Origin of the sequence: Pseudomonas sp. SIMBA_041, assembly GCF_046535095.1 — a bacterium.
In the GTDB taxonomy this organism is placed as follows: domain Bacteria; phylum Pseudomonadota; class Gammaproteobacteria; order Pseudomonadales; family Pseudomonadaceae; genus Aquipseudomonas; species Aquipseudomonas mucoides.
In genome coordinates, this window is sequence record NZ_JAWRXJ010000508.1 from 1 (window position 1) to 259 (window position 259).

The window sequence follows — 259 nt, forward strand, 5'->3', positions numbered from 1 at the left end:
TATTGTTTGACCGATATAATCTCCACCTACATCTCCATAATATTTAGTAATACGACTATCATTCGTAGTATTCATAAAATCTACTAATGTTTTACCTGCAACAAAATCATCTCTACTGCTTATATCCTGATAAATTGGATTTTCATTAGGAGAAGCCTCAAGATATTTAAACTCGCAATTATCTGCCGAAGAAGCCATTACTCCTCCTGTTATTGCATCATTAACTGTACTTTGAGCAAGACTAGGATTAATATCTGCC

Annotated in this window: 1 protein-coding gene; it reads right to left on the reverse strand. The window is 33.6% G+C overall.

The genetic code is table 11. The features are described from left to right. Positions 1 to 259 (reverse strand): SusD/RagB family nutrient-binding outer membrane lipoprotein (locus tag SB725_RS32120; protein WP_410923529.1); only part of this gene is annotated, 259 nt, incomplete at both ends.